At 62.0% G+C, this 23,376-nt stretch carries 25 protein-coding genes, 1 tRNA gene and 1 pseudogene; 17 read left to right on the top strand and 10 right to left on the bottom strand.

The features are described 5' to 3' along the window. The first annotated feature begins 20 nt into the window (after positions 1 to 20). A complete protein-coding gene (locus ACWGTI_RS25020) occupies positions 21 to 1,217 on the top strand; it encodes a caspase family protein (RefSeq protein WP_454589600.1) in 1,197 nt (398 codons plus the stop codon). A gap of 101 nt (positions 1,218 to 1,318) precedes the next feature. Here the strand turns inward: ACWGTI_RS25020 and ACWGTI_RS25015 are convergent, their stop codons facing one another. After that, positions 1,319 to 1,684 carry a VOC family protein gene (locus ACWGTI_RS25015; protein WP_454589599.1) on the bottom strand — a complete coding sequence of 122 codons (366 nt, stop codon included), beginning with the start codon at positions 1,682 to 1,684 and terminating at the stop codon, positions 1,319 to 1,321. Between the two features lie 151 nt (positions 1,685 to 1,835). On the opposite strand from ACWGTI_RS25015, the gene ACWGTI_RS25010 reads away from it, so the two are divergent. Both ACWGTI_RS25010 and ACWGTI_RS25005 read left to right on the top strand, forming a co-directional pair. Further along, on the top strand, positions 1,836 to 2,144 hold the full coding sequence (locus ACWGTI_RS25010; protein WP_454589598.1) for a hypothetical protein: 309 nt from the start codon (positions 1,836 to 1,838) through the stop codon (positions 2,142 to 2,144). Between the two features lie 32 nt (positions 2,145 to 2,176). Continuing rightward, positions 2,177 to 3,067: a sigma-70 family RNA polymerase sigma factor gene (locus ACWGTI_RS25005; RefSeq protein ID WP_454589597.1), complete on the top strand. Its 891-nt coding sequence runs from the start codon at positions 2,177 to 2,179 to the stop codon at positions 3,065 to 3,067. Positions 3,068 to 3,086: 19 nt separating this feature from the next. Here ACWGTI_RS25005 and ACWGTI_RS25000 read toward each other — a convergent pair whose 3' ends face one another. Next, positions 3,087 to 3,797 (bottom strand): GntR family transcriptional regulator, encoded by a 711-nt coding sequence (locus ACWGTI_RS25000; RefSeq protein ID WP_454589596.1) that lies wholly within the window; start codon positions 3,795 to 3,797, stop codon positions 3,087 to 3,089. A 101-nt stretch (positions 3,798 to 3,898) separates the two neighbouring features. Between ACWGTI_RS25000 and ACWGTI_RS24995 the strand changes: the two genes are divergently transcribed. Next, the gene (locus ACWGTI_RS24995) at positions 3,899 to 4,450 is read left to right on the top strand and encodes an autotransporter (RefSeq protein ID WP_454589595.1); all 552 of its coding nucleotides are present in this window, start codon (positions 3,899 to 3,901) and stop codon (positions 4,448 to 4,450) included. 83 nt (positions 4,451 to 4,533) lie between these two features. On the opposite strand, the gene ACWGTI_RS24990 is transcribed toward ACWGTI_RS24995, so the two are convergent. After that, entirely contained in the window at positions 4,534 to 5,571 is a 1,038-nt protein-coding gene (locus ACWGTI_RS24990; RefSeq protein WP_454589594.1) for a YihY/virulence factor BrkB family protein, read from the bottom strand. Between the two features lie 32 nt (positions 5,572 to 5,603). After that, a complete protein-coding gene (locus ACWGTI_RS24985) occupies positions 5,604 to 6,083 on the bottom strand; it encodes a pyridoxamine 5'-phosphate oxidase family protein (protein ID WP_454575390.1) in 480 nt (159 codons plus the stop codon). A gap of 271 nt (positions 6,084 to 6,354) precedes the next feature. On the opposite strand from ACWGTI_RS24985, the pseudogene ACWGTI_RS24980 reads away from it, so the two are divergent. The 4 genes and pseudogenes from ACWGTI_RS24980 to ACWGTI_RS24965 form a co-directional block, all read left to right on the top strand. Continuing rightward, positions 6,355 to 6,546, top strand: a pseudogene (locus tag ACWGTI_RS24980) (ATP-dependent Clp protease adaptor ClpS); the annotation flags it as partial. A 231-nt stretch (positions 6,547 to 6,777) separates the two neighbouring features. Then, entirely contained in the window at positions 6,778 to 8,007 is a 1,230-nt protein-coding gene (locus tag ACWGTI_RS24975) for an AAA family ATPase (RefSeq protein WP_454589623.1), read from the top strand. A 156-nt stretch (positions 8,008 to 8,163) separates the two neighbouring features. Next, positions 8,164 to 8,502, top strand: coding sequence for an ArsR/SmtB family transcription factor (locus ACWGTI_RS24970; protein WP_454589593.1), 339 nt, complete (start codon positions 8,164 to 8,166; stop codon positions 8,500 to 8,502). Further along, positions 8,502 to 9,017 (top strand): SRPBCC family protein, encoded by a 516-nt coding sequence (locus ACWGTI_RS24965; protein WP_454589592.1) that lies wholly within the window; start codon positions 8,502 to 8,504, stop codon positions 9,015 to 9,017. Before ACWGTI_RS24970 ends, ACWGTI_RS24965 begins: the two co-directional genes overlap by 1 nt. 110 nt (positions 9,018 to 9,127) lie before the next feature. On the opposite strand, the gene ACWGTI_RS24960 is transcribed toward ACWGTI_RS24965, so the two are convergent. Beyond that, positions 9,128 to 9,412, bottom strand: coding sequence for a winged helix-turn-helix transcriptional regulator (locus ACWGTI_RS24960; RefSeq protein WP_454589591.1), 285 nt, complete (start codon positions 9,410 to 9,412; stop codon positions 9,128 to 9,130). A gap of 181 nt (positions 9,413 to 9,593) precedes the next feature. Between ACWGTI_RS24960 and ACWGTI_RS24955 the strand changes: the two genes are divergently transcribed. Then, positions 9,594 to 10,148, top strand: coding sequence for a DUF2867 domain-containing protein (locus ACWGTI_RS24955; protein ID WP_454589590.1), 555 nt, complete (start codon positions 9,594 to 9,596; stop codon positions 10,146 to 10,148). Between the two features lie 196 nt (positions 10,149 to 10,344). On the opposite strand, the gene ACWGTI_RS24950 is transcribed toward ACWGTI_RS24955, so the two are convergent. Together ACWGTI_RS24950 and ACWGTI_RS24945 are read right to left on the bottom strand one after the other, a co-directional pair. Continuing rightward, positions 10,345 to 10,421, bottom strand: a tRNA-Arg gene (locus ACWGTI_RS24950). Positions 10,422 to 10,568: 147 nt separating this feature from the next. Beyond that, positions 10,569 to 12,086 (bottom strand): ATP-binding protein, encoded by a 1,518-nt coding sequence (locus tag ACWGTI_RS24945; protein WP_454589589.1) that lies wholly within the window; start codon positions 12,084 to 12,086, stop codon positions 10,569 to 10,571. Positions 12,087 to 12,408: 322 nt separating this feature from the next. Between ACWGTI_RS24945 and rpmH the strand changes: the two genes are divergently transcribed. From rpmH to yihA, 6 genes are all read left to right on the top strand, one after another. After that, complete coding sequence (rpmH, locus tag ACWGTI_RS24940; protein ID WP_008833937.1) at positions 12,409 to 12,543, top strand: 50S ribosomal protein L34; 135 nt, start codon at positions 12,409 to 12,411, stop codon at positions 12,541 to 12,543. A 16-nt stretch (positions 12,544 to 12,559) separates the two neighbouring features. Beyond that, complete coding sequence (gene rnpA / locus ACWGTI_RS24935; RefSeq protein WP_112392939.1) at positions 12,560 to 12,913, top strand: ribonuclease P protein component; 354 nt, start codon at positions 12,560 to 12,562, stop codon at positions 12,911 to 12,913. 14 nt (positions 12,914 to 12,927) lie between these two features. Further along, positions 12,928 to 14,742: a membrane protein insertase YidC gene (gene yidC / locus ACWGTI_RS24930; RefSeq protein ID WP_454589588.1), complete on the top strand. Its 1,815-nt coding sequence runs from the start codon at positions 12,928 to 12,930 to the stop codon at positions 14,740 to 14,742. Positions 14,743 to 15,141: 399 nt separating this feature from the next. Further along, positions 15,142 to 15,708, top strand: coding sequence for a fasciclin domain-containing protein (locus ACWGTI_RS24925; protein WP_454589587.1), 567 nt, complete (start codon positions 15,142 to 15,144; stop codon positions 15,706 to 15,708). A gap of 337 nt (positions 15,709 to 16,045) precedes the next feature. Continuing rightward, entirely contained in the window at positions 16,046 to 16,684 is a 639-nt protein-coding gene (locus ACWGTI_RS24920) for a CatB-related O-acetyltransferase (protein WP_454589586.1), read from the top strand. 74 nt (positions 16,685 to 16,758) lie between these two features. After that, complete coding sequence (yihA, locus tag ACWGTI_RS24915; RefSeq protein ID WP_454589622.1) at positions 16,759 to 17,340, top strand: ribosome biogenesis GTP-binding protein YihA/YsxC; 582 nt, start codon at positions 16,759 to 16,761, stop codon at positions 17,338 to 17,340. A gap of 9 nt (positions 17,341 to 17,349) precedes the next feature. On the opposite strand, the gene ACWGTI_RS24910 is transcribed toward yihA, so the two are convergent. Continuing rightward, positions 17,350 to 18,087, bottom strand: coding sequence for a TetR/AcrR family transcriptional regulator (locus ACWGTI_RS24910; protein WP_454589585.1), 738 nt, complete (start codon positions 18,085 to 18,087; stop codon positions 17,350 to 17,352). 146 nt (positions 18,088 to 18,233) lie between these two features. On the opposite strand from ACWGTI_RS24910, the gene ACWGTI_RS24905 reads away from it, so the two are divergent. Further along, positions 18,234 to 19,418: an HlyD family secretion protein gene (locus tag ACWGTI_RS24905; protein ID WP_454589584.1), complete on the top strand. Its 1,185-nt coding sequence runs from the start codon at positions 18,234 to 18,236 to the stop codon at positions 19,416 to 19,418. A 22-nt stretch (positions 19,419 to 19,440) separates the two neighbouring features. Further along, positions 19,441 to 21,042 (top strand): DHA2 family efflux MFS transporter permease subunit, encoded by a 1,602-nt coding sequence (locus ACWGTI_RS24900; protein WP_454589583.1) that lies wholly within the window; start codon positions 19,441 to 19,443, stop codon positions 21,040 to 21,042. Between the two features lie 89 nt (positions 21,043 to 21,131). Here ACWGTI_RS24900 and ACWGTI_RS24895 read toward each other — a convergent pair whose 3' ends face one another. Next, positions 21,132 to 22,676 carry an FAD-dependent monooxygenase gene (locus ACWGTI_RS24895; protein ID WP_454589582.1) on the bottom strand — a complete coding sequence of 515 codons (1,545 nt, stop codon included), beginning with the start codon at positions 22,674 to 22,676 and terminating at the stop codon, positions 21,132 to 21,134. Between the two features lie 154 nt (positions 22,677 to 22,830). After that, the gene (msrB, locus tag ACWGTI_RS24890; protein ID WP_454589581.1) at positions 22,831 to 23,331 is read right to left on the bottom strand and encodes a peptide-methionine (R)-S-oxide reductase MsrB; all 501 of its coding nucleotides are present in this window, start codon (positions 23,329 to 23,331) and stop codon (positions 22,831 to 22,833) included. Positions 23,332 to 23,376: the final 45 nt, after the last annotated feature.

Below are 23,376 nucleotides of genomic sequence, written 5' to 3'. Positions count from 1 at the left end.
CATTGCTCGGGAACGTCGCAATGTCCAAGATTTGCTTGCTGTGCGCGTGCCTTCTTTTTCTGGCAGGCTTGTCGATACCCGCATCATCTGAGGTCGAAATCGGTCAACGCAGCCACAGATATGCACTTGTTATCGGCAACTCTGCCTACCGCTATGCGCCATCGCTCACCAACGGGGTGAATGATGCGAATGCGATCGCTCGAGTGTTGGAGGAGATGGGATTTGAGGTCACCCTTGGCCTGGATGCTGACGCGTCTACGTTTAGGAACCTTATTGGGAAATTCAGGCGAAACTTGCAACCGGGGGACGTCTCCCTTTTTTACTACGCAGGACACGGGCTCCAAGCGAACGGAGAAAACTACCTCTTGCCAGTTGATGCCGCCCTTCAACGACCCGCGGACTTGGCTCTAGAGGCTGAGCGCTTGCAGGATATTATCGCAGCCATGACGGCAGAGGAAAATACAGCCATCGTCCTTCTCGATGCCTGTCGGGACAATCCTTTCGTTAAGCAATTAAGTGGGCAGAGTCAGAGTCGCGGCCTTGCAATAGGAAAGGGGCTGGGAGCCTTGGATGCTGGCAGGGGAGTCTTTATCGGCTTTGCAACACAGCCCGGCAATGTCGCTCTCGATGGAGCCGCCAATCATAGCCCTTTTGCAGACTCTCTCGTGAAGCGCTTGAAGACCCCTTCAATCGACATTGAAATTCTTATGCGTCGCGTCCGGTTGGACGTTATGAACGCGACTTCTGGGAGGCAGGTTCCCTGGAGCAACTCGTCCTTGGTGGAGCCGGGGTTCTCATTCAACCCAGATGCCGCATCGAACCCCTCTTCATCAGAACTCCATCAGCCGGACATCAATACGGAGACAGAACTCGAATTTTGGAAATCGATCAAGGATACATCCGATGTCTCGATGTATCGTGCTTATCTGGCGGCATTTCCGAATGGTACATTCATCCAAATTGCAAAGAGCCGAATTGCCAAGCTCGAGGCGCCCGCGCCGCCACGCAAAAAAATCCTGCCAAAGAAAGTCAGTCGTAAGCCGCAAGCCTCGCCGCCTATCAACGAGCCTTCTGCCAATCGTTCAGCGGAAACGACCGCGCCTGCCAAACCGGAAGCCGTTGGACGATGCAGGGATGGCAACAAGGAGAGATGTCGCCAAAACTGCCGAGAAGGCAGGATGCGTGCCTGTCGTAAGCTGCAGCAGCTTGGGGGTTAACAACGCGGATGACTCCCTTGCGTAGCGACTTCGGGCGCGTCGCGGCGGGCGTGGTTGACTCGAGATCCGACGACACGATGTAAGGGCATGCCGCCGCCAGATTATCGGCTGGCAACCACCATGCGGTTGCCCTCGCTGTCGCGGAACTCGGCGACCGTGCGGCCCCTTTGCCAGGGCGCCTCCTGTGGCTCGGTGACGATCTCGACGCCGCGCGACTTCAAACTCGCGATGGTCGCTTCGACGTTCCAGTCGACCAGAACCAGCACCGGCTCCGCGCTTGGGGCATCGTCGACCCGCCTGACGAAATGCAGGTTGGTGACGGCGCCCGGAAATGTCAGCTCGATCCAGCGCCAGCCGCTATCGCCCATCGCTTGGTCGGAAGCGACCTGGCAGGCAAGGTGTTCGGTGTAGAACGCCTTGGCGCGGTCCTGGTCAATGACAGGCAATTCGGCAAACTGGATGTGCATGATGGTCTCTCCCTGTTCCTCGATGACTGCCGCGCAGCCGTCCACAGGCAAAAGACGATCCGGATGGTCAAAAAGATTCGCCGGGGCGGTGAATCTTTTTGACCATCCGGATCGTCTTCTCCATGCAGACTTGAAAAACAGGAGACGACACATGGGCTACAATCTCATCCGCTACGGCGTGAAGGATGAAAGCATCGCCGAGAACCGTATGCTGGTTGCAAAGGTGTTCGAGGCGCTCGACGAGACCAAGCCGCAATCCGTGCGCTACCTCGTGCTGGAACTGGAGAATGGCGAGTTCGTCCATCTTGTCAGCCAGGACGGCGACGGCCTGACCGGGCTCGCCGCCTTCAAGGCGTTCAGCGCCGATCATGCCGCGCGACGCTCGACGCCGCTTGCCAGATCGCCGGCAAAGATCGTCGGCAATTACCGTATGCTGGCCGGCGAGGTCGTGCCGGCCTGATTGCAAAGACCGGCGTTTCGGGAATGGACAGGATGAACACAGCAAAACTCGACCGCGTGGCCCTGGAGGCGATGCTTGGCTCCTTGCGGCCGAAGCTGCACCGCTACTGCGCCCGCATGACCGGCTCGGTGATCGATGGCGAGGACATCGTCCAGGAGACACTGATCAAGGCGCTGCAGGCCATTGACGGCGACGCCTCTGTCGAGCGGCCCGAGCAATGGCTGTTCCGCATCGCCCACAATGCCGCACAGGATCATCTGCGCCGGCGCCAGCGGGAGCAGGCGCGCATGAGCGAGACCGACATGACGACGATCGAAGACCCCTCCGTAAGCGCCGATGCCAGGCTCGCCGCCGCCGCCAGCCTGCGCAGCTTCATGCAGCTGGCGACGGCGCAGCGCAGCGCCGTGATCCTGGTCGACGTGCTTGGCCTCAGCCTGCACGAGACCTGCGAAGTGTCAGGCGCGACGCTGGCGGCAACCAAGGCGGCGCTGCATCGCGGGCGCGCGCAGCTGCGGCTGCTGGCGGCACAGGACGAACAAGCGCCCGCCCCAAAACTCGACGCCGACGACGAGCAGCGCCTGCGCCGCTATGTCGATCTGTTCAACGCGCGCGACTTCGATGCCGTGCGCGCGCTGATCGCCGAGGACATTCAGCTCGAAGTCGTCAACCGCACCCGCATGCGCGGCAAGGCGCAGGTTTCCAACTATTTCGGCAATTACGACCGCGTCGGCGACTGGGCGCTGTCGCTCGGCTTCGTCGACGGCAGGCCGGCCATCCTGATCCGCAACCCGCAGACAGGGGACGATGCCGTGCGCGGCTTCATGCTGGTCGACTGGCAGGACGGAAAGGTCAGCCAGATCAGAGATTTCCGCTATGCGCCCTATTGCCTTGCCGATGCGGAGATCCGCGTCAGCAGCGAATGAGCGCGGACGGCCAGTCGCTTCAGGCAAAGCTCTGGAGGTTGGCGTCCTGCAGTTTGGAGCCGGCGAGCAACGCTTCGAGCACCTGTTTCTTGAGCAGCAGGCATTGCGAACGGGCAAGCTTGGCGATGGCCGAGACCTCGGCCACCTCACAGGCAAGGACGAGCTCCTTCTGCTGGCCGATGATCACGTCGGTGAGGTCGCGCGATTTGAAGCCGAGATGGAGGACGCGCTCCGACTGGTCGAGGATCTGGTCGAGCAGGCGGGCCAGGCGCAGATTGCCCGAAAGCTCGGCCAGCGCCAGGCGAAAAGCGCGGTCGGCGGCAAGAAACGCGACATGGCTGCGCAGCGTCTCCGGCTTCAGCACCTTTCGCGCCGCCAGCCTGATGTCCTCGAGTCCGCGCTCGGTGAGATTGGCCGCGGCCGCCCTGAACACTTCCGGCTCGATCAGGCTGCGGACATCGAAAATCTCGTTGACGTCGCGCAGGCTGAGCGGCGCCACGACATAGCCGCGCCTGGGCTCGCTCTTGATCAGCCCTTCCTGCGCCAGCCGGGCGAGTGCGGAGCGGATCGTCGCCTTCCGGATCTGGTAGCGATCGCCGATCTGCTTTTCGGTGAGGCTTTCGCCCGGGCGCAGGACGCAGGCGACAATGTCGCTCTTCAACTGCTCGTAGGCCTCCTCGCTGCGCAATATGTCGGCGGTCGATGGGGAGGCGGATTTCGGGGCGATCATGTCAGGTCTTCCTGGGGCCATGCGGTTGACGCTGGTTCCGGCATTCGCTAGCCTGAGCATCTCAGTTATTGGTATTAAGCTTCTTAAGGGGGATAACTGACATGTCTCTTGCCGCCAATTCGCCTCTCTACGCCGTAACCGCCGATATCGTCAACGCAGCCGAAGGTCCCGATGCCTTCGATCGGGTCAGGGCGGTGTTGCGCGAGCACACCGATCGTTTTCACGCATCGGGCGTGCTTGCACATGAAGAAGAAGAGGACGAGGTACTGCTGCATGCGAGCCCTGACTTGACGATCTACCACATCACCCTGTCGCCCGGCCTGCAGTATCCCGCACACAACCATCGGATGGACGCGCTGATCGGTATCTACAAGGGCAGCGAGACCAACTTTATCTATCCCGTCGACGGCTCAGAGATCGATACACCGGAACGGCAGGACATTGCCGCACCCGCCGTCGTGCACATGACCCCGGACATTGTGCATGCTGTCGCCAACACGGGCGCCGCACGCTCCGGCGCGCTGCATGTCTATCTCGGCAATCTGACGGAGAAAGACCGCCATATGTGGAGCCCGGACAGCACCCAGGCCGAGCCGTTCGACAATGAGCGCTATCTGGCTGGGGCGAGGCCGATTGGGCAGTCCGGTGCCTGATCGGGAAGGGCGAAAGCAGGCGTCGATCTCCACGTGCTCTCGCGCACTGTCCCGGTTCGTTGCCGGATAAGCGATCCAGTCAGTTAGTCAGCCGTTTTGCCCAGAGTGTCCGCAACCACCGCGCCACGCTCTCCCATTGGCAGAGCGGGACCCGTGGTCGAGTCGATTGCAGTCTGGTGTTCCATCTCGGCATTGATTGCGGCGCCGGCGATGAGGATGATGACGGAAATCCATGTCCACATCATCAAGCCGACGACAGCGCCCAGCGAACCATAGGTGGCATTGTAGTTGGCAAAATGCTGCAGGTAGAACGAGAACAGCCACGATGCTGCGATCCACACAACCGTCGCGATAAAGGCTCCCCAGCTCAACCATCGCCACTTGGCATGTTCGCGGCTCGGCCCGAAACGGTAGAGCAGGGAAATACCTGTAAGCATGAAGCCTGTCAGGATCGGCCAGCGAGACACCGCAACCAGGGTCTCCGTCCAGGCGTCAAGGTAGAAGAAGCGCAACAGTGCCGGGACAACGCCAACGGTCAGCAACAGCACGATGCCGATCACCAAGGCGCCAAGCGTGAACAGGATCGACATCAGGTTCAGCGTGATGAAGCTGCGCTTCTCGCTTTCCTCATAGGCGATGTTCATCGCATCGAAGAGCGCCTTCATTCCGCTGTTGGCACTCCACAGTGCGATGCCGAGACCGATGAAGAAACCTGTTCCGAGAGCCCCCGGTTTCTGACTGGCCAAAGCCTGCAACTGTCCGCGAATGATATCCAATCCCCCTGACGGCAGCAATCCGCCGAGATAGGCGACATGGTCCGCGACTGTAACGGGATCGGCGACGAAGCCGTAGATCGAGATAAAGGCGGCCAGCGCTGGAAACAGCGCCAGCAGCAGATAGAAAGTAGCACCGGCCGCGACCAGCAAGACCCGGTCCTTGTTGAACTCTTCCCAGAGTCGCCAGAAGATGTCCTTCCAGCCGCGTGCAGGAATCTGTGATGGCCAGGCCGCATCGCGACCACGGCCCCCATCCTCTGCCCTTATGGCGGCCTTGCTGGTTTCCGACGTGGCCAACGCACGATTGGCCGCTTCGGTATCGATCAACGAGGACTTGGCGTCCATCGCTCAACGGCCCTCGCCAGATTTGCGTCGCCTTAGAGGGACACCTTGGCGACCTTGTCCTTGTATTCCTCTTTCGGATCGAACCCGAGCAGCATTTTGATGCCCGCCGTCACGCTTGAGCTATCGAGCCAAATCTCTGCGTCCTTCGGGTCGAAACGGAGCAATGCCAGCTTCGGGTCGTCCTTCCCGCCTTCGAACCAGGCCGCAACAAAGCGATTCCAGAGCCGGTCGATGACTACCGGGTTGTTGTTCAGAAAAAGCTTCCCTTGCACCGTGGCGAACAGATCGTGACCCTTGGATGTGAAGGTAGCCGTTGCGCTGGCGCCATCTTTCAGGCCCTGGACAAGTTCGGTATCGGTAGCCGTGAAAAACCAGATGGGTCCGTTTTGATTCTCAATTTGAGCGGTCATCGGCCGCGGTATAACCTTCGATCCATCGAGGCCGATCATCATCGTCATGTCGGATTTCAACGATTTCCAGAACTTGGCTTCGAGTTCGGCGGGGGTGGGCATCTGAACCTCCTTTCAGATGGGCGAAAGAAAGCAAAACGGTAGCCGGCTGCATCTGTTCCAATGGATTCATGGAAAGATCTTGCTTGCAGGCCGCCGCCCCAAGGCGCAGGTAGCATACCTCGACGCCTATATCGAACCAGCTTCGCGGCAAGCCTGAACAAGCGGCAGCGAGCTGACCATCTATCGCATCAGGGGCGGCGGGTCGTTAACAATTCATGCAACGTGGCGAAGATAGTGTGGCTTTGCAGCAATCCGAAAGCGAGCCGTTCCATTGCGCAATACACCCGCCGAAGCAATCTTGCAGCTTGTCGTTCACAATGACGATCAGACCCCGTGGGAGTTTGTCGTCGATCTCGTCCGTTCGGTCTTCGATCGATCGGCTGCGGAGGCCGAGACCTTCGCCGCGACCGTGTCGCAGGAGGGAAAGGCCGTGTGCGGCAGCTACCCATTTGCGGTTGCGAAGGCGATGCTGGATACGGCGCAGCAGCGCATCAATGCGGCCGGCCACCCGCTTCGCATCACCGCCGCTCCCAGCGAAACAGAAAGCGCGGCCATAGCCGGCCATTCCGCACAAGCTCCGCGCGACAAAAAGTTCAAATATGCCCACGAGGCGATTGCCTGGCATTTTGGCGGACTGGCGCATGACGAGATCATCGCGACCTCCCGCCAGTTTCCCGGCCACATGCGAGCCGACGTGCAGGTGGCGCTCAACAAGCTGTTCTCAGCCGCGCCCATTCGCTTCTTCGGCCTCTACGAGCAGCATCGCTACGAGACGCTGACTTATGCCGCGCTGACGAAGGAAGGACAGTTCGCCGTTACCATCTCGGCTGCGCAATATCAGGACGTCGATATCGGCGAAATCGAGCCGATAAAGTGTCTCAACAACGGTTTGTGGCTCAACCGGGACGGTGGCCTGCACTATGCAGTCGTGCTGTCCTTCCACCGCGAGTACGGTCGCGAGTCCGGGACCTGCGTGGAGATCGCCGTACCGGCCGGCGAAGATGGCGTTGCCCTTGTGGACCGTTGCTTCTCGCAACTTGAGGCGGCCATCAATGCTGCGCGATCTTACCGCGGCAAGGTTCTTTCCCTCGAAACGGAAGGGGATTATCAGGGCCGGTCCAAAGGTGTGATGGTTCATCGCTTGCCGCCGGTGCCGCGCGAAGCGATCATTCTGCCGGAACAGACCCTGAAGCTTCTCGACCGCAACGTGATCCGGTTCATCGAGAGCCGGGACGCGCTGAGGCGGCTTGGACAATCGACGCGCAAGGGCATCTTGCTCTACGGCCCCCCAGGCACCGGCAAGACACACACCATTCGCTACCTCGCTGCCAATCTCCCCGGCCATACCACGCTCATCATAACGGCCGGTCAGATGGGTATATTGTCGCAATACATGACCTTGGCACGCCTGCTGCAGCCGTCCACCGTGGTGATCGAGGACGTGGATCTGATTGCCCGCGACCGCGAGAACATGGGTGGTCCGTGCGAAGAATCCCTCCTCAACACGCTGCTCAACGAAATGGACGGACTAAAGGACAATGCCGACATCCTGTTCGTCCTGACCACCAACCGGCCGGAACAGCTTGAAGTTGCGCTGACAGGGCGGCCGGGCCGTATCGACCAAGCCATCGAGGTGCCGTTGCCAGACGACGACTGCCGCGAAAAGCTGGTGCACCTTTATGGCGGCGGACTGAAACTTTCCAACAAGATCATGGCCGAGGCCGTGGCGCGGACGAAAGGCGTCAGCGCGGCCTTCATCAAGGAGCTTATGCGTCGTTGCGCGCAAACGAGCATTATGCGGGGCGACGGAGAGGTCGTGACCTCCAAGGATCTCGCCGAGGCCCTGGACGACATGCTGTTCACCGGCGGCCGGCTCAACGTCAGGCTGCTTGGCGGAGCAACCGACGGACCGTCAAGCCACTGAGCAGGCGCTTAATTGCGGAAGGCGACGGCGGCTTCTTTGCCTTGGACCTCGCAGAAGATACCCGAGGTTCATCAATCTACTCCGCTCAAACCGGATGTCAGGCGGAGACCTCGGCCGCGGCTTGACCCGGAATATGCATACTAATACATATGCATAATGATGCAACAAAGCGTGTTCCAGACATTGGCCGACCCCACGCGGCTTCGCATCGTCGAAGCGCTGGCAGGCGGCGAGCAGGCCGTTGGTGACTTGGTTCGCGCCGTCGACATCGATCAGTCCGGCGTTTCACGGCACCTGCGAATCCTCGGCGAAGCTGGCTTCGTCGCGATGAGGCCTGATGGGGCGCGGCGTCTCTATTCGCTCCGACCTGAGCCGTTCCGGGCGATCGACGACTGGGTTCGGAGCTATCGCAAGCTTTGGGAAAGCCGGCTCGATCGCTTCGACGCAGCCCTGGCGCAACGGAGCAGCGTGCGGCAACGCGAGGGGAAGAAGTGATGGCACACGCCAGCGAGCCGGAGACGGGCACCATCAGGTTCGAGCGGGTCTACGACGCAGCGATCGAGGACGTCTGGGCGCTGTGGACCACGAAAGAAGGGCTCGAGGAGTGGTACGCGCCTGAGGGAATGCACGTCGAGGTGCTGGCCCTCGAGCTGCGGGTCGGTGGTGCGTTCGAACACGTGATGACCGCGGTGGGCGCCGACCAAGTCGCCTACCTTGCGAATGCCAACATGTCGACGACGGCGCGGGTGAGCGGCCGATTCGTCGAGATGGTGCGCCACCGGCGACTGCGCATTCGCTTCGACATCGACTTCGTCCCTGGCGTCGAGTCGTATCCCTACGACATGGTGGTCGAGCTCCACGCCGAGGCTGGGCGAGTTCGGATGATCGTAACGGCCGATCGTCACCCGGACCCCGAGATGACACGCGGCGCAATCCTTGGACTGACCAGCCAGTTGCAACGTTTTGACTTGGCCATAGCGGCAAGAACGACAAGAGACAAACGACCGTAATGCGGCCTTAAAGCGTAGCGCCCCGTTCCCAGAACGCCAATTGCCGCTCGCTGTTCACCTCCGTGCGGGTCGGACGGCATGAAGCGACGTCCAGAATAATTGGCAAAAGTTCATCCCGCACGATACGGGAACCTTGCACCCCACGCGGCGGCCCATTCGTCGAGCGGCATGATGAGGCGGACCAGCGCCTTCCCTTCTTCGCTCAAGCCATAGCCGCCAGGGTGATGGACTACGATGGCAGCAGCCCGCAATTCCTTGAGGCGTGTGTTCAGGAGGCTCGGATTTGTTTCCGCGACCGCTTGCAGTTCCCGAAACGTTAGAGGTTCTCCGGCATGAGCAAGCTCCCACAAAACGCGCAAACTCATGCGCCGCCCCAACAGATCGAGAAGCGCCATAGTTGGGTGTCCGGTTTGTGACCCCCGTACGGGCTGGCCAGGTTTGGGAAATTTCATGCTATACTTTTCGTAGCGATCGATGTAATTCTCTGCTACGAAAATAATAGCAGCAGGATGCGCGAAATGATACCTCGCGTAGCGCAGGGACGCCCACACGGGAAGACGCGGTGGATCGGGCAACTTGTTTGCCGTCACCCCTGCGGCTGATGACGCGTTGGAAAAACCTGGCGGTATAATCAAAGCCCATGCGGTACCCGTGCCGTCCGACAGCGTGCTGGCGCCGCTTTATATGGGCGCGGACCTGCTGGATGCGTACGCGATTCAGTTGCCGGCGGGGGCAAACGACGACCTCGAAGTGCTGGCGCGCGCTGGGTTCGAGCGGCAGGCGTGGTGGATTCGCGCGCTGACGCGGGTGCGCGATGTGGTGATGGCGACAGTCGGCGTCAAATCGTCTCGCGCGGTCGGTGTTGCCGCGGCGGCGCGGGGACCGGTGATCGGCTTCTTTCCAGTGCTGTCGAAGAGCGCGGGGGAGTTGGTGATGGGCGAGGACGACCGGCATCTCGACTTCCGACTTGCTATCCTGCTGCGCGCGGGCGCGGCGGGCGACCGGGAGCTAGTCGTGGTGACCGTTGTGCATTGCCATAACTGGGTGGGGCGGACGTACCTGGCGGTGATCGCGCCGTTCCACCGCCTGATCGCGCCGGCGAGTCTGGAACAGGCGGCAAGGGCGATATAGGCTGGATCGGGTCGATGGGGAGGCAGAGAATTGGCGCAGTTTTCCGCCACCGTCTTGTCGAGCTTGATTAGGCGATGCCGCTTTGAGCAGCATAGGGCGTCGCCCAAACGCCGAGTCGTCAACAACAACGCCGACGGCCAAGAGAACTCTCTGGAAACTGATTTCCCAGAATGGGAGGCGTGAATCAACTAAATATTGGCGCGCCCGAAGAGATTCGAACTCCTGACCCCCAGATTCGTAGTCTGGTGCTCTATCCAGCTGAGCTACGGGCGCGCAACAGGCCATGCTTTGCATAGCCCCGCGATCCGGTCCTGGCGACCGGCCGCGACGAGACGTGTTCCCTAACGACTGAATTTCCGAAAAGCAAGCCGATCCGGCAAAAGTTTTGTCGCAGGCAGATAGAGCTATGCGGGATTCGGCTCAGGCGGGGCGGCGCAGGCCGCTGCGAGCCTGGTCGAGGCGGACGGGCTGGTCGGGGATGGTGACGGCGAAGGTGGTGCGGCCGCCGATTGATTCGACCAGCTCCACCGTGCCGCCATGGGCGCGGATCAGTTCGTGAGCGATGGCCAGGCCAAGGCCGGTGCCGCCGCTGCGGGCCGAACCGCGAAACGCCGCGAACAGGTTTTCGCGCGCCTTGGGCGGCAGGCCGGGACCGGTGTCGGTGACGATGATGCGGCTGACGCTGCCCATGCGCTCGGCCGACACGGCGAGCCGGCGCACCAGCGCGCTCTCGGCATCAGCCGCCATCGCCTGCACGGCGTTGCGGCACAGATTGGTGAGCACGCGAAACAGCTGGTCGGAATCGGCATCGACCTCGAAAGCGAGCTCGACGGCGTTGACGAATTCGATGCCGTCCTCGATGTCGAGCAGGCCGTGGACGTCGTCGACCAGCTGACGCAGCCGCAAGCGGCGGCGCGAGGGCGCCGGCTCCTGGGTGCGGCCATAGGCCAGCACGCCTTCGGAATAGGACACGGCCCGGTCGAGCGCGCGCAACAGCTTTGGCGCGAAGGCCTGCACGGTCGGGTCCTTGACCAGGCGCAGGCGGTCCGACATCAGCTGCGCCGAGGCCAGGATGTTGCGCATGTCGTGGTTGATCTTGGAGACGGCGAGGCCAAGATCGGCGAGATGCTTCTGTTCGGCCAGCATCTTTTGCAGCCGCTCCTGCATCTGCGACAGTTCACGTTCGGCGACGCCGATTTCGTCGGCGCGGGCGGCCGGGTGGATGATACGCGAGGGATCGTCGGGCGCCTCGGAGAAGGACAGCATCGAGCGCGTCATGGTGCGGATCGGGCCGATCATGATCAGGTCGATCGCCGCGTAGACCAGCATTGCGGTGAACAGCGAGATCAGCAGCGAGACGAAGGCGACGTTGCGCGAATAGCGCAGCATGGCGTTGCGCAGGGAATAATCGGGCATGATCAGCTCGAATTCCTTGTCGCTGTCGCCGACCGGGCCAAAGACCCTGAGCATGCGCTTGCCGCCGAAGAACAGCGTATCCAGCGCCCCGGTCATGCCCTTGATCATGCCGACATTGGCGATGTCGATATGCTCGTCGACCTGCGGCGGCATTTCGGCCACCACCAGAAGGCGCGAGACGCCGCCGTCGCGCACCGCGATCGCCTTGGCGCCAATCGCCATCAGCACGTCGTTCTGGGCGGTGCGGGAGAGCGAATTGGGCTCGCCCTGCACCAGCACGATCGACACGGCGGCCGCAGTGCTCAGCCTTTCCTTCAGCCAGGCCAGGCGATAGCTGGCGATCCAGGGCAGGAAAATGAGGACTTCGGCCAAAAGCACGAAGACGATGGTGAGCAAGAGCAGCTTGGTCGACAGGCCGCGCGCCAAGGATACCGAGCGGCTTGGGACGGGGCGAACGGACGCCGGGCCGGCATCGGCATTCGCCGGGCCGCTCCCTTCATCCGCTGAGGCAAGTTCGCTCATTAAGGCCTGTCTTCACAAACGCTTGATCGGTTGAGATTAGGCGATTGCGGCTTTTTTGCCAATTTCATCCTTCGATGGACGATGGTACCAGCAATAAAGACGCATCGAACTGATCGTTCGCGCCGTGACGAACTGTTCGTTCACGCCGTGACGAACTGGTCGTTCGCACTGGATTGACTCCCAAAACCCTTCTTTCTATAAGCCGCTCACGCTCGGGCCATTCGTCCCGGCGCGGTTTCGATCGCGCCAAAGCCGGCCCGGCAAAGCTCCTGTTACACAGTGACAGAATCAAGAAGGGCCGCACCCCGCGGTATTAAAACAAATGAAGCGTACCTACCAACCGTCCAAACTCGTCCGCAAACGCCGGCACGGTTTCCGTGCTCGCATGGCCACCAAGGGTGGTCGCGGCGTCGTCGCAGCTCGCCGCAACCGCGGCCGCAAGCGGCTCAGCGCCTGAACGGAAGACGAGATCGTTGCCCGCAACCGGCAAGCCAGTGGGACCAAACCCCAAGCGGCTTCTGAAACGTGCGGAATTCCTGGCCGTCCGCCGCGGTGAAAAGCGGCGTGGGCGGCTTTTTCTCGTTGAAGTTCTCGACCGCAATGACGGCTTGTCGCCGCGCGTCGGCTTCACCGTCACCAAGAAAGTCGGCAATGCTGTCGTGCGTAACCGCGTCAGGCGGCGGCTGAAAGAAGCCGTGCGCACCCATGCCGCAAGTGACATGGCGCCCGGCAATGACTATGTCATCGTCGGGCGTGAAGACGTGCTTACCATTCCGTTCGGCCAGTTGAAGGCCGAGCTCTCCCGCCGACTGCGCGGAACACGATAGGCCAAGGGCTTTCGATGGAAAACAACCGGAACTTCTACATCACCATCGTCTTGTCGGTGCTGATCCTCGGGCTGTGGCAGTATTTCTACGTGCTGCCGCGCAGCGAGCGGCAAGCCGAAGCCACGCGCATCGAAGAGCAGCGGGCAGCTGAGCAGAAGAAGGCGGCCGAGGCCGCAAATCCCGGCGGCACGACGGCGCCCGCGGCGCCCGGCGCCATTCCGAACGCGCCCGGCACTTACGTCACGACGCCGGAAAGCCGCGCCCAGGAAGTGGCCAAGACGGCCCGCGTCAACATCGACACGCCGAGCCTATCGGGCTCGATCAACCTCACCGGCGCCCGCCTCGACGACCTCAAGCTCAAGCACTACACCGAAACCGTCGACAAGACCTCGCCGCAGATCCAGCTGCTCAACCCGCAGGCGCTGCCCACCGGCTATTATGCCGAGATCGGCTTCGTCGGCAGCGACACGACCGGCGCGGTGCCGGGCCCGGAAACCGTCTGGAGCGTCGACGGCAATGCGACGCTGACGCCGACGACGCCGGTGACGCTGACCTTCACCAACGACAAGGGCCTGACCTTCAAACGCACGGTTTCGGTCGACAACGACTACATGTTCACCGTTTCCGACGCCGTGGAGAATTCGGGATCGGCTCCCGTCACGCTGTCGAATTACGGCCGCGTCATCCGTTTCGACAAGCCGGCGGTTGCCAGCTCCTATGTGCTGCATGAAGGCCTGATCGGCGTCACCGGCACGGAAGGCCTGCAGGAGCACAAATACGCCGACATCGAAAAGAACAAGCTCTACACGCCGGGCAAGTCGACCGATGGCTGGCTTGGCATCACCGACAAGTACTGGGCGGTTACCCTGGTGCCGACCGAGAAGCAGCCGTTCCAGCCGCACTATGCCTATTACGACAATGGCCGCCCGCGCTACCAGTCGGACTTCCTCACCGATCCGATCACCGTTGCCGCCGGCCAGTCGGCGACGGTGGAGACCGAAATCTTCGCCGGCGCCAAGGAAGTTAGCAAGATCAATGCCTACGCCCAGGACCGCCAGATCAGGCTGTTCGACCGGCTGATCGATTGGGGCTATTTCCGCTTCATCACCAAGCCGATGTTCTGGCTGATCGACACGCTCTACAAATTCTTTGGCAATTTCGGCTTGGCCATCCTCGCCACCACAGTCGTCGTCAAGGCGCTGTTTTTCCCGCTCGCCAACAAGTCGTATGCGTCGATGGCGAACATGAAGAAGGTTCAGCCCAAGATGCTCGAGATCCGCGAGAAATACGCGGACGACAAGATGAAGCAGCAACAGGCGATGATGGAGCTGTACAAGACCGAAAAGATCAATCCGCTCGCCGGCTGCTGGCCCGTGGCGCTGCAGATCCCGGTGTTCTTCTCGCTCTACAAGGTGCTCTACATCACCATCGAGATGCGCCACGCGCCGTTCTTCGGCTGGATCCACGATCTGGCCGCGCCCGATCCGACCTCGATCTTCAACCTGTTCGGCCTGCTGCCCTTCGCGCCGCCGGCATTCCTGCCGCATCTGGGCGTATGGGCTGTGGTGATGGGCATCACCATGTTCCTGCAGATGCGCATGAACCCGACACCGCCGGACCCGACGCAGGCCCAGATCTTCACCTGGATGCCGGTGATCTTCACCTTCATGATGGGCAGCTTCCCCGCCGGTCTCGTCATCTACTGGGCCTGGAACAACACACTGTCGATCCTGCAGCAGGGCGCGATTATGAAGCGCCAGGGCGCCAAGATCGAGTTGTGGGACAATCTGGCGGGGATGTTCCGAAAGAAACCGTCGCCGGCGGAATAGCCGACGCCTACCTTTTCGAAGACCTGAAAAGCCCCGCCAGCGGGGCTTTTTTGTTGCGCTCGCGGGCAGATGAACATTCCGGGGGCGCGAGGCATCACGGTTCGGTGAGCGGCGAAACTTCGGCGTGCTCCGGGTCGTTACTGCTTGCGTTGCCATTCCCGGAGGACGATTGGAATGGCGTTATTCACATAACCAGCATGGTGCTTGAACACGGTTGCTGCCGCGGCCGGATAGCCTCGTGACGCTGTCACGAGGATAGCTGCCGTGGCCGCAGGAAATCTCATATAACCAATTGTTTTTGTTATTCTTTTTTTCAGTGCAACCGAAACTATCCTGATTCCCTGGCGTAACTCTTGCGGCAATCGAATTAACCTTTGCCTCCATCAGAAGGGTTCTCCAATGGTACAGTCCATCCTCAAAGCTCTCTGCATCTCGGCCGTCCTCGCTGCTTCCAGCCTTGCCGCCACGACCGTCTACACATTCGCCAACCCCGCCGTCGGCGGTGCCGCGATGTCGACCACGAAAAACATCGTCGAGAATGCCGTCAACTCGCCGATCCACAAGACGCTGGTGGCAGCCGTCAAGGCCGCCGGTCTTGTCGACACGCTGCAGAGCGCCGGTCCCTTCACCGTCTTCGCGCCGACCGATTCCGCCTTTAAGAAGCTGCCCGCCGGCACCGTCGCCACGCTGGTGAAGCCGGAGAACAAGGACAAGCTGACCAAGATCCTGACGGCGCATGTCGTTGCCGGCAAGATCTCGGCCGAGGAAATGATGACCAAGGCCAAGGCGATGGGCGGCAAGTATGAGATGAAGACCGTTTCCGGTGACACGCTGACCGCCGAGGTCAAGGGCGGATCGCTCTACATCGTCGACGAGTCCGGCAGCGCCGCCAAGGTGACGATCGCCGACGTCAACCAGTCAAACGGCGTCATTCACGTCGTCAACAAAGTGCTGTTGCCGAAGTAACGGCTTCCGGAAAAGGGGATGACGGCAAGTCCGTGGCGGCTTTCTCGGCTTGCCATCCCGCCTCATGACGAGGTGCCATGTGTTGCGGAAGCCGCCTTCGACACGACCGGGGTCCTGCTTAGTCCTTCGCAGGGCCCCGGTTTCGTTTTAGCGGCTGAACCGCTCCGGATCCCCGCGGTTCCGATCCGATCGGGAACCGCCGCTTCGCTCCATCGAGCAAGGCTGACAGCGAAGGCTCGCGCACCGGGCGATTGGTGCTATAGGGCGGATCAGGCTATTTTGAACGACGCGGCAGGTTTCGCCTGCGCCCGGCTGCCACTCTTCGACGGACCTCGCCATGGACGGACCCAACCCAGACATCAAGCACCCGATCCCGATGCACACCCGGGTCGGCTTCCTGAAGCCGCTGGTCACTGCGCCGAATATCGAGATCGGCGACTTCACCTACTATGACGATCCGGACGGACCGGACAAATTCGCCGAGCGATGCGTGCTGCATCACTACCCCTTCATCGGCGACAAGCTCATCATCGGCAAGTTCTGCGCCATCGCCGAGGGCGCGCGCTTCATCATGAACGGCGCCAACCATGCAATGTCCGGCTTCTCGACCTATCCGTTCAACATTTTCGGCCATGGCTGGGAATACGGCTTCGATCCGAAAACCTGGTCGCAGGAAGTGCGTGGCGACACGATGGTGGGCAATGATGTATGGATCGGCATGGATGCAGTGATCATGCCCGGCGTGTCGATCGGCCATGGCGCCATCGTGGCGGCGAAATCGGTGGTGACGCATGACGTTCCGGCCTATGCGATCGTCGCCGGCAATGCGGCAAAGGTGGTGAAGATGCGCTTCGACGACAGGACCGTGCGGCGACTGCTTTCCGTGGCGTGGTGGAATTGGCCGGTGGACAAGATCGGCCGCAACCTCAATGCCATCCGGGGCGCCGATATTTCCAGGCTGGAGGCAGCGGTTTGAACGCGTTGGGCAACACCGTTATCGGCGTCGAGCTGTTCACCAAGGGTTGGATCTTCATCCGCGGCGTGCCGGCGATGAAGTTTTTGCCGCCGGAAGGGCCGCCGGAAATCGCCTTTGCCGGCCGCTCCAACGTCGGCAAGTCATCGCTGATCAATGCGCTGGTCGGCCATAACGGGCTGGCACGCACCTCCAACACGCCGGGGCGCACGCAGGAGCTCAACTATTTCGTGCCGGGCGGGTTTTCCGGCGAAGGCGCGGACCTGCCGCCAATGGCGTTGGTCGACATGCCGGGCTACGGCTATGCCAGCGCGCCCAAGGAGAAGGTCGACGACTGGACCAAGCTGGTCTTCGACTATCTAAAGGGCCGCGTGACGCTGAAGCGGGTCTATGTGCTGATCGATGCCCGCCACGGCATCAAGGCCAAGGACGACGAGGTGCTGTCGTTGCTCGACAAGGCGGCGGTGTCCTACCAGATCGTGCTGACAAAGACCGACAAGATCAAGGCCGCGGGCGTGCCACGGCTGATCGAAGAGACGCTGCAAAAGATCCAGAAGCGGCCGGCGGCGTTTCCGTTCGTGCTCGCCACATCGTCCGAAAAGGGCGAAGGTCTTGAGGAATTACGCGCGGCGATCGTGCTGGCCGCCAATGGCGGCTGAGCGAGCCAGCTAGGCCTTGGCCTTCGCCTCCAGGGCGATCATCTGGTGGCTTTCTTCCTCGGCAAGCCTTTCGGTGCCGTAGTACTTCAGGAACAGGCTGACGCCCGACCGGACGATGTGGTCGATTTCATCCTGGCTGGGCGCCTTGGTGCGGTAGGCGAAGATGCACTGGCGGAACAGGCCGGCCAGGCACAGCTCGGTGAATTGATAGGCGGCAAGATCGACATCGTCGATCTTGAGCAGGCCGCGTTCGACGGCGGCATTGAGGAACTCCGCCACCTTGTCGTGACCGCGTTTGGGGCCGCGTTCGTAAAAGCGGGCGCCCATGTCGGGTATCCTGTCGGAGGCGCCGATGACCGTCCGCTGCGCCTGGATCACCTTGGCCGAGGTGATCTTCATCGACAGCACCTTGCCGAACTTCACCAGCGTCTGGCGCAGGTCGTCGGCGCGGTCGAGCATGTCGTACATGTTCTTGAAGATGGTGCCGCGCTCTTCTTCGATCAGCGCCTCGAACAGCTCTTCCTTGTTGGCGAAGTACACATAGATCGTGCCCTTCGAGACGCCGGCCTCGCGGGTGATGTCGTTCATCGACGCCGCCTCGAAGCCCTTGTCGATGAAGACGCGACGCGCGCCCTCGATGATCTGGCTGCGCTTGACCGGATCCTGGCCCGCTGCCGGGCGGCCGCGACGCGCACTGTCCAGCGCATCGCACAGGTCAATGTCAGCATCGGGTAGCGTATCGGCCATCAAAGTCACACCTCGCAAAATAATTCGAACCGATCGGTTCGATTGCTCTTGATATGGGCTCCTTTTAGCGCTATGTCAACGTCCACATCGAACCGAACGGTTCAGTATAACACGATTTCCTTATATAGCGACAGTAGCGAGATATCATGTCCTCGAACACGCCAAACACGACCGCCGAAGTCCGGCCCTTTCCCACCGCCAAGGTCTCGCCGGTCATCGAAGCCCCGGAAGCGCCCCCCAAGCCTGCCGCCGAAGTTCTGGCCGAGACGCCGGCTAAAAAGAAGCGGTCGGCACGCTCCCTTATGCTGCCGATCATCGGCCTAGCTCTGCTCGGCGCCGGCGCCTGGTATGGCTACAACTACTGGACCGACGGCCGGTTCCTGATCTCCACCGACGACGCCTATGTCCAGGCCGACATGTCGTTCGTTTCGCCGAAGATTTCCGGCTATGTCGACCAGGTCAAGGTCTCGGAGAACCAGCAGGTCAAGGCCGGCGACCCACTGCTGACCATCGATGACGGCGACTACAGAATAGCCGTTGCCCAGGCAGAGGCGCAGATCGCCACGCTGGCAAGGACGCTCGACCGCATCGACGCGCAGACCAAGGCCGCGCAGGCTTCGTTGCAACAGGCACAGGCGCAGAAGGTCGCCGACCAGGCAGCCGCCGCCAACGCCGCCCGTGCCCAGCAGCGCGCCACGCAGCTGGTCAAGACCCGTGTCGGTACCCAGGCGCAGCTCGACGACGCCCAGACCGCTCTCGACCAGGCCAATGCAGCCCTTGTCGGCGCCGATGCGCAGATCGCCGCGGCGCAGGCCAATATCGGCGTGTACGAGGCGCAGCGCGCTGAATCGGCCAGCACGCTCGCCTCGCTGCAGCTGAGCCGCGACAAGGCAGCGCGCGATCTGTCCTTCACCGTGCTCAAGGCGCCTTATGACGGCGTCGTCGGCAACCGCTCGGTCGAGCAGGGCGATCTCGTCAGCCCCGGCCAAAAGCTCGCCGTGGTGGTGCCGATGGACAAGCTCTATATCGTCGCCAACTTCAAGGAGACGCAACTGGCCAAGCTGGTGCCCGGCGAGAAGGTCCGGATCTCGGTCGACGCCACCGACGGCCATGATTTCGAAGGTACGGTGTCGTCGCTGGCGCCGGCTTCGGGCGCGGTGTTCTCGCTGCTGCCGCCGGAAAACGCCACCGGTAACTTCACCAAGGTGGTGCAGCGCGTCCCGGTCCGCATCGAAGTGCCGGCCGATGTGTTGAAGGCAGGCAGGCTGCGCGCCGGCCTGAGTGTCGTCGTCGCCGTCGACAGCCGTACGGCTCCGGCCGCGGCGAACTGAGCGGCCGCAAGGGGATAACACCATGGCAACCGCAACCATAACAGCAGGAGCGGCGCCGGCGCCTGCCATGCCGGCGGTGCCGACAACGATCTCGACGCGCCGCCTCATCGCCTTCCTGGCGATGGTGTTCGGCATGTTCATGGCGATCCTCGACATCCAGATCGTCTCGGCCTCGCTGGCCGAGATTCAAGCCGGCCTCAGCGCCAGCTCCGATGAGATCCCGTGGGTGCAGACCGCCTATCTGATCGCCGAGGTGGTGATGATCCCGTTGTCCGGCTTCCTCAGCCGGATGCTGTCGACGCGCGTGCTGTTTGCAGGCGCCGCGGCCGGCTTCACGGCGGCCAGCGCGCTGGCGGCAACCGCAACCAACATCGACCAGATGATCGTCTACCGCGCCATTCAGGGCTTTATCGGCGGCGGCATGATCCCGAGCGTCTTCGCGGCCGCCTTCACCATCTTCCCGCCGTCGCGCCGCGCCATGGTGTCGCCGATGATCGGCCTCGTGGCGACGCTCGCGCCGACCATTGGCCCGACCGTCGGCGGCTATATCAGCCACGCCCTGTCATGGCACTGGCTGTTCCTGATCAATGTCGTGCCCGGCATTCTGGTGACGGCCACGACCTGGTCGCTGATCGATTTCGACAAGCCCAATCTCGGCCTGTTCAGCAAGTTCGACTGGTGGGGCCTTGCCGGCATGGCGGCGTTCCTCGGCTGTATGGAATATGTGCTCGAGGAAGGTCCCAACCATGACTGGCTGCAGGAACAGGCGGTGTTCATCTGCGCGATCATCATGGTGGTCGGTGCGGTGCTGTTCTTCTGGCGCGCCTTTACCGCCGAGGAGCCTATCGTCGATCTCAGGGCCTTCACCAACGTCAATTTCGCCTTCGGTTCGATGTTCTCCTTCGTCATCGGCATCGGCCTCTACGGCCTGACCTATCTCTATCCGGTGTTCCTCGGGCGCATCCGCGGCTACGATTCCTTGATGATCGGCGAGGCGCTGTTCGTCAGCGGCCTGGCGATGTTCGTCACCGCGCCGATTTCCGGCATCCTGTCGAGCAAGATGGATTTGCGCATCATGATGATGATCGGGCTGCTCGGCTTTGCCGCCGGCACCTGGTGGATGACGCATCTGACGGCAGACTGGGATTTCTATGAACTGCTGATCCCGCAGATCCTGCGCGGCTCCTCGATGATGCTGTGCATGGTGCCGATCAACAACATCGCGCTCGGCACCTTGCCGCCGGACCGGCTGAAGAACGCCTCGGGCCTGTTCAACCTGACCCGCAACCTCGGCGGCGCGGTCGGCCTTGCCATCATCAACACGGTGCTGATCGACCGCAACGCCTTCCACTATGCAAGGCTGGCCGAACATGTCGAATGGGGCAGCGCGGCGGCGCAGCAGAAGCTGCAGAACATGACGCTCGACTTCCAGCAGACCCCCGGCCTCGACGCCACCAAGGCGGCGATTTCCAAACTGTCTGGCATGGTCCAGCAGCAGGCGTCGCTGCTGTCGTTCATGGACGTCTTCACCATGCTGACCGTGCTGTTCGCGACGATGGCTCTGTTCACCCTCGTCATCGCCAAGCCGGCGCCGCCTGCGGGCGGTGGCGGCGGAGGCCATTGAGCGCGCCGGACTCCCCCGCCTGGCGCCCTCATACATGACCCCGGAAATCACCCCCGATTTCCGGGGTCATGCTTAAGCATCAATCGCTTTCAATTGCTCTGTGTCATGGCCGGTGGGCCGAACCATCTGGTCAACGCGTCGGCCAGTCCAGCCGATCCCCCGTCGCCAACCCAGGCCACATGGCCGTCGGGCCGGACCAGCACGGCGCCGGGAGCTTCGACCGCACCCAGCACCGGAAGCTCCCATGCACCATTGTAGCTGGCGTCGACCGACCGAACCCGGTCCGCCCATGGGCCGATGTCGAAAGCGCCCGGCTGGCCGAAGTTGAGCAGCAGAGGTCGCGCCTCGTGCAGCAGCCCAAAGACCCGTTGCCGGCCGGCATCGGTGACGAGGTCGAGATCCGGCATGCGACGTCCCAGCAGTTCGTGGCCTTCGCCAAGGTCGTAGTGGATGTCCAGGCCGGACATCATGCCGGCAAAACGCTTGCGCGGCTCCTCCATGGCAAGAAGCCCGGACACCATGTCTCGCAGCGCCTTTATACGTTCGTCTTCACGACGCAGCACGACCGCCGCCATGGTGTTTTGCAACGCCCTGGCGGCAACCGGATGACGCTCTGCCTGATAGGTATCGAGCAGGCTTTCCGGCGCTGTTTTCCTGACCACCTGGGCGAGCTTCCATCCGAGGTTCACCGCGTCCTGCACGCCAAGCTGCATGCCCTGTCCGCCGTCTGGCGGATGCACATGGGCGGCGTCGCCCGCCAGCAGCACCCGACCCTTGCGGTATGACGCTGCCTGCCGGACCATATCGGTGAAACGGGAAAGCGATGCCGGATTGTGGACGCCATAATCGGTGCCGAAGACGGCAATGAGCGCGTCGCTCAGATCGCGCAGCGTGGGTGGCGCGACAGCCCCGACCTCGCGTTCGGTCACCATCACCCGCACGGTCCCGTCGTCCAGCTTGCTGAGGCCGTGAATGCCTGTTGCATCGCGGTGGATGCCCCAGTTCGGTTCCTCCGTTATTTCGACCTCGCCAATCAGGTTGCTGGTCGTCGGATTCGAACCCGGGAACTCTATGCCCGATGCCTTGCGCACGAGGCTTCTGCCGCCGTCGCAGCCGACGAGGTAATCGGTGCGAAGCGAGCGGCCATCGCTGAGCGCGACGTCGACGCCACTCCCGTCCTGCGCGAAAGCCGTCACCTCGCAGCGACGGTAGATCGTGACGCCAAGCTCCTCCACCCAGTCGGCGAGGATGCGCTCTATATGCTTCTGCCACAAAGCGAGCCCGTAATTGTGGCGGGTGGGAAAGTCGCTGATATCGAGGGAAACGCCGGCAAAACCCGCGACCTGGGCAGTTCGCCCTTGCGCCAGAAACCGGTCAGCAATGCCGCGCTGGTCGAATAACTCGATGGTTCGTGCGTGCAGACCGCCGGAGCGCAACCCTTCGACCTCTTGTCCAGCGCGCCGCTCGACGATGGCGGCATCGACACCGGCCAAGGAAAGCTCGCCGGCCAGCATCAGCCCTGTCGGGCCGCCTCCGGCTATCACCACAGGGTGGGAGATTTGCGACCGGTCGGCATCTCCGCGACCGGTCGATTTGCGCTCGCCCTGGCGAGCGTGTTCTTGCTCTCGTTGCATAGGTACTGGCCCTCTCGATAAGGGCTGCGGAATCTACGCATAAAAAGCCGTCTGCCAATTCTTGAAATTAAGTGTTTTCGCCCCATTTCAAGAGATAGGAGGCGGTTTCACGCCGCCTCCCAAATTCTCCACATCGCCAAGAGACGCTGGACGGTCAGGCAGTCGCCGGCTTGAATTTCAGCGCGACGCCGTTGATGCAGTGGCGCAGGCCGGTCGGCGCTGGGCCGTCATCGAAGACATGGCCGAGATGGCCGCCGCAGCGGCGGCAGTGGACCTCGGTGCGGGTCATGCCCAGCGAGCGGTCCTCGGTTTTGCCGATGCCGTTGGCAATCTCCTGCCAGAAGCTCGGCCAGCCGGTGCCGGAATCGAACTTGGTCTCCGAGGGATAGACCGGCAGGTCGCAGCCGGCGCAGGCGAAAATGCCCTTGCGGTGTTCGTTGAGCAGCGGGCTGGTGCCGGGGTATTCGGTGCCTTCCTTGCGTAACACGTTGAAGGCTTCGTCGGACAGGATGGCGTGCCATTCGGCGTCGGTCTTGGTGACCTCGAAGGTTTCGGCAGCCCTGGCGGGTTGAAGCCCGCCCATGCGCAGCGTTGCCGCCGCGCCGGCGACGGCAGCGATGGCGGCGCCGCTCAAAAGCAAATCTCGACGGTTCATGACAGAATCCTCCTGCAGATTGTTTTGCCAAATTTGGCCGCCACA

Source organism: Mesorhizobium sp. ArgA1 (genome assembly GCF_053714375.1).
Note: the sequence above shows the minus strand (reverse complement) of the source record. Positions and strands in the feature narration are given on the sequence as shown.